This window comes from Polyangium jinanense, assembly GCF_028435365.1.
Genome location: NZ_JAGTJJ010000126.1, coordinates 1 through 11419, shown reverse-complemented (window position 1 = coordinate 11419; position 11419 = coordinate 1). Strand labels below are relative to the sequence as shown.

Annotated in this window: 10 protein-coding genes; 4 read left to right on the top strand and 6 right to left on the bottom strand. The window is 65.6% G+C overall.

Going from position 1 to position 11419, the window contains the following annotated elements:
- Positions 1–130: 130 nt before the first annotated feature.
- The 4 genes from KEG57_RS54580 to KEG57_RS54565 all read right to left on the bottom strand — a co-directional run bounded on the left by KEG57_RS54580 (position 131) and on the right by KEG57_RS54565 (position 4329).
- Positions 131–2074 carry a PAS domain-containing sensor histidine kinase gene (locus tag KEG57_RS54580; protein WP_272428819.1) on the bottom strand — a complete coding sequence of 648 codons (1944 nt, stop codon included), beginning with the start codon at positions 2072–2074 and terminating at the stop codon, positions 131–133.
- A gap of 153 nt (positions 2075–2227) precedes the next feature.
- Positions 2228–3133, bottom strand: coding sequence for a DUF1349 domain-containing protein (locus tag KEG57_RS54575; RefSeq protein ID WP_272428817.1), 906 nt, complete (start codon positions 3131–3133; stop codon positions 2228–2230).
- Between the two features lie 30 nt (positions 3134–3163).
- Positions 3164–3859 (bottom strand): type 1 glutamine amidotransferase domain-containing protein, encoded by a 696-nt coding sequence (locus KEG57_RS54570; protein WP_272428816.1) that lies wholly within the window; start codon positions 3857–3859, stop codon positions 3164–3166.
- A complete protein-coding gene (locus KEG57_RS54565; RefSeq protein WP_272428813.1) occupies positions 3856–4329 on the bottom strand; it encodes a GFA family protein in 474 nt (157 codons plus the stop codon). The genes KEG57_RS54570 and KEG57_RS54565 overlap by 4 nt, the downstream gene beginning before the upstream one ends.
- A 144-nt stretch (positions 4330–4473) precedes the next feature.
- Here KEG57_RS54565 and KEG57_RS54560 point away from each other — a divergent pair, with 144 nt between their 5' ends.
- From KEG57_RS54560 to KEG57_RS54550, 3 genes are all read left to right on the top strand, one after another.
- A complete protein-coding gene (locus KEG57_RS54560; protein WP_272428812.1) occupies positions 4474–5388 on the top strand; it encodes a LysR family transcriptional regulator in 915 nt (304 codons plus the stop codon).
- Between the two features lie 80 nt (positions 5389–5468).
- The gene (locus KEG57_RS54555; RefSeq protein ID WP_272428810.1) at positions 5469–5984 is read left to right on the top strand and encodes a DUF7691 family protein; all 516 of its coding nucleotides are present in this window, start codon (positions 5469–5471) and stop codon (positions 5982–5984) included.
- Between the two features lie 311 nt (positions 5985–6295).
- Positions 6296–7234 (top strand): PAS domain-containing protein, encoded by a 939-nt coding sequence (locus KEG57_RS54550; RefSeq protein ID WP_272428808.1) that lies wholly within the window; start codon positions 6296–6298, stop codon positions 7232–7234.
- 101 nt (positions 7235–7335) lie between these two features.
- Here KEG57_RS54550 and KEG57_RS54545 read toward each other — a convergent pair whose 3' ends face one another.
- Complete coding sequence (locus KEG57_RS54545) at positions 7336–7950, bottom strand: hypothetical protein (RefSeq protein WP_272428806.1); 615 nt, start codon at positions 7948–7950, stop codon at positions 7336–7338.
- Between the two features lie 877 nt (positions 7951–8827).
- Here KEG57_RS54545 and KEG57_RS54540 point away from each other — a divergent pair.
- The gene (locus KEG57_RS54540; RefSeq protein ID WP_272428803.1) at positions 8828–9382 is read left to right on the top strand and encodes an AbfB domain-containing protein; all 555 of its coding nucleotides are present in this window, start codon (positions 8828–8830) and stop codon (positions 9380–9382) included.
- 165 nt (positions 9383–9547) lie between these two features.
- On the opposite strand, the gene KEG57_RS54535 is transcribed toward KEG57_RS54540, so the two are convergent.
- Positions 9548–11236, bottom strand: coding sequence for a hypothetical protein (locus tag KEG57_RS54535; protein WP_272428801.1), 1689 nt, complete (start codon positions 11234–11236; stop codon positions 9548–9550).
- Positions 11237–11419 lie beyond the last annotated feature (183 nt).

Sequence of the window (11419 nt, the reverse complement as noted above, 5' to 3'; positions counted from 1 at the left end):
TGCGCATCGCGCAGTTCTTCCCCAAATGGTCCAGCGCTTGCGCTGGTTCGGGTCGAGGGGCGAACAGCCCCCGCGGGGCCCGGGGCGGCGCCCCGGCGCGGCGGCCCCAAGAAGAGACCAATCCTCAGCGTCAACGCTCCCGCCGGGCGACGGCCTCGGGGGCTGGTACGAAGGGCAGGGTGATGGTGAATGTGCTGCCCTTGCCGACTTCGCTCTCGACCCAAATGCGGCCGCCGTGCGCTTCGACGAGTTGGCGGACGATGAAGAGCCCGAGCCCGAGCCCCTCGGTCCGCTGGCCCGACCTTGCGCGGTAATAACGCTCGAAGAGATGGGGGAGGTCGTCGGGCTGCACGCCGCAGCCTCGGTCTCGCACTGCGGCGACGATTTCTGCGTCGCGTGCTTCGATGCCGATCGTCACGAGCTCCTCGGGTGGGGAGTATTTGAGCGCATTGCCGACGAGGTTGACGAAGATTCGCTCGAAGCGCGCAGGGTCGAGGAGCACCGGGCGCACGTCCTCTGGCGGCGGCTCGATTCGCAGGCGCGCCTGATCCTGCGTTGTCCATGCGCGAGAGACGATGTCTCGAAGCAGGGGTAGGAAATCGCAAGGCTCGGCGCGCAACCGCAGCTGACCCGAATCGAGCCTGGCCGCGTCGACGAGGTCGTCGATCAGCGTGGCCAAGCGTTTTGCGCTACCGATGATGCGGTCGACGACGGACACCTCGCGGTCCATTTGGCTCCGCGTGAGGTTACGTCGAAGCATCTGGGCAGCCGGCATCATGACGGTGATGGGCTGGCGCAGATCGTGCGAGATGGCGTGTAGAACGTCCTCCCGAGCCTCCTCGAGCCTTCGGATCTCCGTGATGTCGCGCGAAACGATGACGCCGAGCGAGATGGGGCTCGAGCCGTGCTGGACCGCGCTCGTGCTCACCAGCAAATGCCTTCGCGACCCATCCCGCATGTCGAGCGAGTATTCGACTTCCCTGATGGATTCGCCACGCAGGAGCCGCTGGGCGGGGAACTCGCCCGGAGGTACGGGCTCCCCGCTCGGTATCCGCAAGCGTGCGTGGCGCGGGACATCGTCGACATGAAAGAACCAATGGCCCGCGAGCGCGTAGTTCGCCCGATTCTGCAGGATGACGTTGCCATCACCGTCGATGACCATGACGGACTCGGCCATGCTCCCGAGCAGCGCGCGCAGCTCGGCCGCCTTGCGCTCCGCCTCCGCGCGCGCGCGGCCGAGCGCGTCCTCCATTCGTTTTCGCTCGGTGATGTCGGAAAACACCGTCACAGCGGCGACGATGCGCCCTTCGCGATCCACGACTGGCGCCGCGCTGATGTTGACGTGCACCGCTCCGCTCTCGCGCGGGTGAACGTACTCCTCGTCCCGCACGGTCTCGCCCCGGAGCGCGCGCGAGAGTGGAAAGTGGTTGGCGGTGCACCGCTGCCCATCGCGATGCAAATCGAACCCGTCGTAGTCGTAGAAACTCGCGCATTTCGGCTGCGGACCGAACATGAGCTCGGCTCGCTCGTTGGTGAGGACGAACGTGCCGCTCGCGTCCACGATGCTCACGCCGGAAGGCATCTGGTGCAGCACCGCCTCGAGCAGCGAGCGGTTGGCTTCGATGCGCTCGATCAGCTGCGCGCGCTCTTCCGCTCCGCGCCTCCGCGCCTCCTCGGCGCGCAAGCGGCCTGTGACGTCGCGAAGGAGGGCATAGGCGCCGGATAGCCCGCCCGCGTCGTCCCGGATGGGGCTCGCCGTCACCGCGATCAGGCGATCGGTGCTGCCCGGAACGTTCAACGAGAGAACCTCCTCGACGACGGCCGCGCCGCCGAGCGCCCGCGCGAGTGGTGTCTCGCCCCAGGGAATGGGTCGACCATCCTGGTACTGGTAGCGCACGGTCGTCCCTGCGAACTCGTCTCGAATGTCCTCGCCAGGCGAGCGCGGGGGCAGCGCGAGCTCTTCCAAGGATTCGTTCGCGAAGACGACGCGCGCGTCCGTGTCGACCACGAGGACGGCATCGGCGATGGGAGCGAGCGCGGCCCCCAGGAAATGCAGGCGTTCGAGCTTTACCAAAAAACCCTCAGCGCCCCCGGCGCCTCGGGCACGCCTGCGGGAGCGACGTGTCGGGTCCGAGAGTCGCAAAAGAATGATGTGCGAGGGGCGGAAGTGCAAGCAAGCCAGCCCAGCGGGTTCGCCCGTGGCAGTGCGTGCGGCTGCGGGCCTCGATCACCGCCTGGATACCGGTGGCCTCTGAAAGCGAACGTAGTCGAACCGGCTGATGAGGTCCGGCACTCCGTCGGTGATGACGCGGTGGTGATAAGTGTCGACACGATTGAAGATCAGGTCCCACTTCAGCGAGTCGTAGTCCGTGTACGCGATGAGCCCCACCTGAAGCGTTTGCGGCAGGTCGGGACGCTCTTCTCGGCGCATGACGCGCCAGTCTTCCTTCTCCGCACGACGAAGAAGCGTGATGCGTGTGCCGACACGCGCAATGCGAAGCTCCACCCAGCCGGGGGTTCGCGGGCTGAGCTCGAGCCGACTCGAGCTGTCTTTGGTATTCTTCGTCTCGAACTGAGGGACGCCGTCACCGTCGCCGCTCCCCGCCGTGATGAAGATCCAGTTCTCCGTGCCTTCCTTCCAATTCTTGCGCCCTTCGTCGTGTGGTGCGCGAGCGAGCAGACCAGCAAGCGAATACCCCCGCGCTGGTACGTCCGCGGTCGCACCCGTTACGAGCACGCGTGTCGTGACGATGAAATCACCCGTCACCTTCTTGAAGAGGAACGGCGCGTGAAAGTCGCCGAACCAGAAGCTCGCATAGGGTTCCAAGGTGAGATTTCCTGGGTTCGCCGTGTTGGCGTCCAGCTTCTTGATCTCATCCGGCCATCCCTCCACGTCGCTGAGCTTTGCCCACTGCGGAAGCGTTGAAGCGTCATCGAATTCGTCGCTCAGTGGCGCGAGGTCATCGTTGCCTTGGGGGGATGCGTCGACGGCAAGCGTTTTCTCGTCAGCATGAACATTCCACTCTGGCCCCTCACGTGTCACATGGCTAATGACGCAGCCACTGGCAAACGTCGCAACACCAAGCGCGAGTGCGATGGAGGCAAGAACTTCTTTCTTGAACTTGGTAAGCATGTAAATTCTCTTCGCGATTGTCGTGTGCGATCATGAAGCGAGGAGAGACACGACGCTGCTCGCGGTCGCCTTCGCTGATTGAGGGTTCTGGCCAGTCACCAATCTCCCGTCGACAACGACCTTCGAGACGAACGGGAGGATGCTCTTCTCGTATTGCGCGCCGCGCGCGCGCATCTCCGACTCGGCGTTGTACGGCACCTTCGTCGCAACGCCGGCGAGTACTTCCTCACACCACGAATAGCCAGTGACGCGCCGTCCTGCGACCAGGAGGCGTCCGTCCGACAGCTTCGTGTTGAGGAGGCCGCAGTAGCCGTGGCACACCGAAGAGACGACCCCACCATGCTCGTAGATGTCGCGTGTGAGAGCTTGGAGCGCCTCGTCGTCGGGGAAGTCCCACATGACGGCGTGGCCACCGGTAAAGTAAATCGCGTCGTAGTCTGCGGCGTCGATCTCGTCAGGCCGAGCGGTGGACGAAAGCAGCGCTGACCAAGTTGGATCTGCCCAGCGCGCTTTGGCGGACGCGTCGAGAAGCGGCCACTTGAGCGAACGGGGCTCAAGAGGTGTCCGCCCTCCCTTCGGGCTGACCAAGCGCTGCTCGTAGCCCCGCGCGGCGAAGACGTCATAAGCATGCGTCAACTCCGAGAGCCACAAGCCGGTCGGCGTCGACCGGCCTTCATAGTGGTCCACGTTGCTGACGACGTGGAGAATGCGCTTGGTCCTGCTCATCCGCCAGATCCTCGGAACAGCCGCATGAACAGTCCGCTGACTGCCATCTGGCTGCGTAGATAGCCGGTGTACTTGGGCAAGTCGTCGGCGGCGTCGCCGAGCCTCCGATGGTAGAAAATGTGTATCGCCGGCGGCGGGAGGAGCTCCTTCCGTTTGAAGTTGATGCTCGGAAGGAGGGCGAGCTTCGCCGGGCCGAAGCCAAAGAATTCGATCGCGGGCTTGCCGCACGTCTTGCAGAGCCCGCGGTTGATGTTCGGGGGCGGGCGATACTTCTTGAACGCAATCTGGCTCGTGTCGTTCACTTCGACGTACTTGGCGCGAAGCACCGTCACGTCGGCAAACGGCTTGTCGTTGTAGGCTTGGCAGATCGTGCAGTGGCAAAAGAAACGTACGGCCGGCGCTGCGCCGACCTCGAATTGGGCAGCGCCGCATTCGCAGGTCGCTTGCTGTTGCTGAAGAGTCTCTGTCATGGCCGATGTCCGCTGTTTGGGGGCGCCCACCACGGCGGGAGCACGGGGACCGGAGGCGCGGGGCGGCTGCGAACGCCCGCTTCATGGAAGAACTGTGCGCTGAAACTTCCCGATGAAGGAAGTGATATGATTTCATGCACCTCGATGAGTCGCGTGCATGATCGCTTCGACACGATGGACCTCAACCTGCTCCGCGTCTTCGAGGCCGTCTTCCGGGAACGCCACCTGACGCGGGCGGCGCGTGTCCTCGCGCTGAGCCCCTCGGCGGTGAGTCATGCGCTGGGAAGGCTCCGCGAGCACCTCGACGATCCGCTCTTCGCGCGTGAGGGGACCGAGATGGTGCCCACGGCGGCATGCCTGCGCATGGCGCCCGCGCTCGTCGAACAGTTGGCTCAGTTGCGCGGACTCCTCCATCGGTGGGGTGCGTTCGAGCCCTCCACGACGACGCTGATGTTTCGCGTCGGAATGCCCGACTCCATCGAGCCGATGCTCCTCCCTCAGCTCCGGAGCGCGCTCGCGAAAGCGGCTCCGCTTGCCACGGTGGCGAGCGTCGCGTACCAGCGCTCCGCCATTGCGCGTGAGCTTGCGTCGAGACACATCGATCTCGCCTTCGATGTCTCCATTCCGGTCCACGAGCCGGTACGACACCGTCGCATTCTGGAGGACGACTTCTGCCTCGTCGTGCGAGATGGGCATCCCCTTCGGCGGAAGCTTTCGATCGCGCAGTACGTCGGAGCGTCTCACGTCCTCGTGTCGAGTCGAGCGACGGGGCTCGTGCTCGAGGATCGCGCGCTGCTGAAGCTCGGCGTCGAGCGGCGCGTGGTGGTGCGCTGTCAGAGCTACGACTCGGCGTTCCGCGTGGTCGCTCACTCGGACGACGTGCTCACCGCGCCACGACGCTTGACGGGCGAGGTTGGGAAGGTCCACGCGCTCGCGCGACGCGCGTTGCCATTCAAGTTGCCACCCGTGCAGCTTCACCTCTACTGGCACGCGCACGCGGAGTCGGACCCGGCAAACATGTGGCTCCGCAGGCTCGTGGAGGAGGTCGCCACGGCCTGACGTTGCGAGCCCAGCGCGATGCGCACGCCGAGGGCGACCAGACGAGGCCATCCGCCCTCCATTCGTGTTATGTGCCGTGCATGGGATCCAACACCACGGCGGTCGCCGTCGACATCGATCGGGTGAAGGCGGCATGGGGCTCGAACGACGCGAGCCTCCGCGCGCGCGTCCTCTCGGCGCGATACAGCAAGTATCTCGCGACGATCGACGATCCGAGCACGGGCGCGCTCGATGAAATCCTCGCCGGCGCCCTCGGCGATTGCCGTCCGTCGCAGTACGGCTACGCGGTGGTGGCGCTGATGCACACGCTCGGGACCCTGCTCCAGCACGAGGTACGCAGCATGGAGGCGATCTTTGGCATCGACGACGTCGACAGCCCGGACCTCAACTACCCCGACGAAACCTGGCCCGTTCCCATCCCCAACACCCCGGAGTACCCGCTCGTGACCATCATCCCCCGGGACCGGCTCGCGGCGCTCGCCGCCAAGATCCCCGCTGCGCACGACGGCAAGGGCGGCGAGTTCATCGAGGCGCTCACGGGCTGGGTGGCGAAGACCATCGAGCTCGGCGTGGATCTCGTCATCTTCGATTACTGATACCCGGATCGCGATCCGAGCCTCGGCGTGCTCGTCCTGCTCACGGCATCGCCGCCCGGACCCCTTCCTCTCCCGCTGGCTCTTTACAGCCTCGCCCCGCCCGCGGATACTCCTCGGGCCATGCGGCCGGAGGATGTGTTTCAGGCGGCGAACCGCGCGGCGGGCGCGCCTCGCCCGCGGCTTTCGCCGTGCTGCCCACGAGCACGGACCTGGAGCACGCCGAGGGCGCACGGCTCCCGCTGGGTGAGCGGGGCGGAAGCGAGAGCGGCCGCCGGGATGGAGGGGTCGGGGAGGAGCGCGTAAGGAGAACCATGAGCACATCGACGCAGGAGGATCTGCAAGCCGAGAACGACGCTCTACGGCGGGAGAACCAGGAGCTTCGCCGCCGCATGGAGGAGATGTCACGCGAGAACGAGGTGCAGAAGCAGCGCATTGCGGACCTTCAGTCCAGCGAGCTGATGCTGCAGGCCTTCCTCGACAACACACCGGCCGTCATGTACGTCAAGGACGCCGAGGGACGGTTAGCTCTGACAAACAAGGAGCACGATGTTTTCTTCGGGCAGATCCCCGGGAGCATGCGAGGGAAGACCGATTACGACAATTTCCCTGCGGAGGTCGCCGAGGGCATTCTCGCCTTTGACCGGCAGGTGATGGCCGCCGGGCATGTCTTGCGCAAAGAGGACGAGCTCCCCCACCCAGAGGGCACGCGCACGTATCTCACCATCAAGTTTCCGATCGCCGGCATGCAGGGCATGGATGGCGCGCTCGGCGGCGTCTCGATCGATATCACCCCGATAAAGCTTGCCGATGCGGCGCGGGCAGCGGCCCAGGCGGACATCATCGCCGCGCAGCAGGCCACGATCCGCGAGCTCGCCACCCCGCTCCTGCCCATCGCGGAGCAGGCGCTCCTCCTGCCGATCGTCGGCCTCATCGACGAGGAGCGTGCGCAGCGGATCATCGAGCATCTCCTGCGCGCGATCACCGAGCATGGCGCGGAGGTGGCGATCCTCGACATCACGGGCGTGCGCGCGGTCGACACGCAGGTCGCCGACGCGCTCGTGCGGGCGGCCCAGGGGGTGCGTCTGCTCGGGGCGACCGCGGTGCTCACGGGGATCCAGCCGTCGATCGCGCGTACGTTCATCGAAATGGGCGTAGACCTCAGCGGGCTCGCCACGCTCGGCACCCTCCAGGAAGGCATCGCCTTCGCCCTGAAACGTCGCGCCTTCCGCTCGGCGGGCAGATCCCAATAAGGACACCGCAGCGGCTATTTCGGGCAACGGATTCTCGTGCTGCCGATGCACCGCCAAAGCGGCATCCCGATGTACGCGCCGGAGCACCGCCTATCGCACGCCTACAATTGCACCTCGACCTCGCATTCGATCCCGCTGATCGACAGCCCCCAGTCGTCACCGATGTTCCAGCGGCGGAGCTCGGCGTCGATGACGCGGAGCGCCTCGTCGGCGTGGCGGAAGTCGTGGATGCGGCTCGACATGTTCCACTGGTCGAGCGGCGCGTTCGAGTCGACGCAGGCCCCGAGCCCCAGGGTATCGGCGTTCATCTTCCCGAGCGTCTTCTTCATCGCCCCGAGCACCGACATGCCAATCGCCATGAAGTGCACCTTCGGGCACGCCACGGGGTCGGCGCCGGGGGCGTCGCATTCATTCAGATCGCGCTTGCTGTAATCGATCCGGCGCGTCCCGTGGCCGTGCACGCGGATGTAATACTCTGGGGCGTCCGGATACGAGCCCGTACAGGTCTTCGGCGGCTCGAACGAGACCCCTTCGGCGCTCGAGACGAGCGTAATCTGCGAGGGCTGCCCCTTCACCATTGCGCTCGGGCAGTCCTCCGCGGCCAAGGGCGGCGGGGGAGGCCCGCAGCCGACGAACGCGACGCAAGCCACGAGGACGAGAACGTGAAACCGCATTGTCACGAGTGCTTCGCGCCCGAGGGCTCGTTGTCTGAGCATGCCATGTATTCTCCGGCAGACGTTTCGATGGAACCGTGCACGCGCCGTCCAGGCAGCCATCGTGCCAGCCTGAAGCTCCCCGATGCACCGCCCGCCGCCGCCGGCTCCGACTCCACCGCCGATACATAGCTGTCGACTGGGAGTTCACGCCCCGATTCGGTTGTAGACTCTCAGTCCACAACCGAATCGAGGCTAGCTCGCGACCGGGCGCGCGCGAACGCGCTGGCACCCGACCGGGATCGAGGTCGCCGCCCACGATAAGGAACGCCACTTCGGGGACCTGGGCCCGGTCCCTCCCCGGCGCGCTGGGCACCTCGGTTGGCGAAGGCGGCGACCGGATGGGAACCGAGCCGGTAGGGTTGACGGCGCCGGCGTGTCGGAGCCGCGGACCCTGACCCGTTCCCATCCCCAACACCCCGGAGTACCCGCTCGTGACCATCGTCCCCCGGGACCGGCTCGCGGCGCTCGCCGTGGATCTCGTCATCTTCGATGACTTGATACCCGGATCGCGATCCGATCCCTGCCCGCCGAGGGAACGAAGGCCCGGCCCTTCGAAGATGGCCGTCCCGAGCGCACGGGTGCAGCAATTCTGCTCCCCGGGAGTTCCCCTACGACAGACGCAAAGCTGCTGAACATGTGCTCCAAGGCGAGCTGCTCGCCCGGCGTTTAGGATAAGCAAACCAGGATTTCCGATTTCTCAGCGGTGGGGGCCAGGTCGCCGCGCGCAGCAGCCGGGCGATGACGTTTGCCGCGATGGGGCGACTCGACGAGGCGATCGAGGAGCAGAAGGCCTCCGAAGGGCTTGACCGAGCGGCGCACCTCGACATGTTTGCCTTCGCGTAGACACGGGTCCCAAATACCAGGGAAGGAGGGAATCGTGGTGCAATTGTGTGATTTCGTCGTAGCGGGGTTTGCCGTTCAATGTGCGCTCATCGCTGGCTGCGGGGCTTCCGCGTCCCAGGTCGAGGAGGACGTGGGGGAGAGCGAGGCGACAATCGAGACTGGCGATTTCGTTTCGATCGAATCCTACAACCTGCGCGGCTATTATCTGCGCCACAGAAACTATCTCGGCGAGCTCACGACGATAAGCTCGGGGCTCGACAGGGCCGACGCGACGTTCCGCCTCGTCCCGGGGCTCGCGAACACGGCGTGCTACTCGTTCGAATCGAGCAATTTCCCAGGTTACTACCTTCGGCATCAAGACTTCCGCATCAAACTCCACCCGTATGCCGGCGATTCCCTTTACCGGAACGACGCGACGTTCTGCATGAGGCCCTCGATTCAGCCCGGTGTCGGGACCCCGTGGGTGTCGTTTGAATCGTATAACTTACCCGGGTATTACCTCCGCCACGCCAACTACCACTTTTTTATCGGAAACCAGGGCGGACCGTTCAGGGAGGATGCGACGTTCCAGTTGGTCGATCCGCTGTAGGCGTGGCGGAGCGGGGTGTAGGGCAGGGGGCCGTCCTGACCACCTGGGCTCGGTTGGAGATTGGGAATCGAAGTGCTCTCGCTCTCGCCGCTGCCGACGCAGCCCATGGCCAGGGCGAACGCCCGCGCGCACGGGGCCGCCCGCGTTCGGAGCGACTGGCAGGATTTAATGGCACGCGCCGCACGGGGGATCGGACGGAGTGTCACCACCCGTCCCAAGTGAAATGCTGCCATCGAGCAGGGTGTCCTCGAAGAGCGTGACGGGCGAGGTCGCCGTATCGCCGCTCCGCAGGTTGACTCTGTTCAGGGCGGTGATCGGGCTCGTGGAGGTGATCTCGACCCAGCCGACCGAGCGTCCGTTCGCGGGATCCGAGTTCGGGATCGATAGCCACTCGGGATCCTCGGCCGAGCGCCACACGCCGCGGCGGGGGATCTGACGCTCGAAGGAGGTCAGATAGCCGGAGCCATCCACCTTGCGGATCCGTACGGTGATGGTGGCCGGGTTCTTGGCGTCCGGGTTGTTGACGACGAGGTCGGTCCATTGCGTATAGCCCGCCGTGCTCGGCCATCTCTTGAGGTAAAACGACGCGAATTGCATCGACGAGGACTTCTGTGCGAGCGGCTCGTCGTCGAGCCATGTCAAGGGCGAGGTCGCCGTGCTTCCATTGCGGAACATCACCCGGTTGATCCCGAAGACCTCCTGCGTCGAAGTTATCTCGGTCCAGCCCTGGCTGCCCGTGGCGCTCGCCCAGCTCGCATCGCCGAAGGCATTCCAAAAGCCCATCGCCGGGATCGTCCTCGAGAACTGGGCGAGATCCTGGCAGGCTCCGTCGCTCCGACGCACGAAGACCGTGATGGTCGCGGGCGTCGGGTTGGGGTTGACGATGATGGGGTGCGACCATTGCGTGATCGTACCGCCCGCCGGCGCGCCCTTGAGGAAGAGCGGCGCGCGCAGGTCCCCGGAGAGCGTGGCGTCGAAGCCGGCGTCGTCGAGGAGGAGGGGCGAGGCATTGTAGGTGTTGCCGCTACGCAGAGCGGTCCGGCTGGAGGCGACGACCGGGGCGTCCGATAGCACCTCCAGCCAGCCAATCGCGCCGCCATTGCCGGGGTCGGTAGGCGCGATGCCGAGCCACCCCGGATCGCCGTAGGACGACCACGCGCCCTTCGCGGGTAGGGTGCGGTTCAGGATCGCGTGTACTCCGCTGCCGTCGCTCTTGTGCACCCGCACCGCGATGTTCGCCGGCGCGGTGCTGGGGTTGTTCACGGTGATGTCCGTCCACTGGGTGACGCCGCTGGTCCCGGTGGGCCAGTTTCGCAGAAAGAACGTGGAGAAGAGCCGCGTCGAAGGCGATTTCAGGAACCGAGTGTCATTGAAGAGCGAAACCGGGGAGTCGAACGTCGTACCCGTCCGCACGTCGATCCGGTTGTTCGCGGCCACCTCCGCGTCGGATTCGAGCTCGACCCAGCCGACCGTACGGTGATTGACGGGGTCAGTCTCGGTCACGCCGAGCCAAGCCGGGTCGCCGTAGGAGTTGTACCACCCGCCCGCGGGGATCGTCTTCGAGATCGTCCCGAGCGTCCCGAGCCCGTCATTGCGGTGAACGGTGAACGTGACATGGGCCGGCACGGAGTTCGGATTGTTGATGACGACGCTGGACCATTGCGTGCGCCCGTCGACCGTCGGGACATTCTTCAGGTAGTAGCTGGCGAACTGGTGCGTGGGTACCGTGAGGCCCTGCTCGTCGGCGTCGATCGGCTCGTCGATCGGGCCCTCGTCGTCGCCGCCGACGCAACCCATGGCCAGGACGAACGCAGCGGAGGCGAATGCTATAAGGAGGGTGAATATGCGGGACATGAGATCCTTTCGTGCGTGGGTCTCTTGGAGACGCCGCGCCGGGGCGCTGCCCCGGACCCCGCGGGGGCTGTTCGCCCCTCGACCCGAACCAGGGCAAGCCCTGGACCGTTCGTGGAAGAACTGCGCGATGCGCAGTTCTTCCAACAGGCCCGTTGCCGATTGAGATGTCAGCGCTGGTTGGCA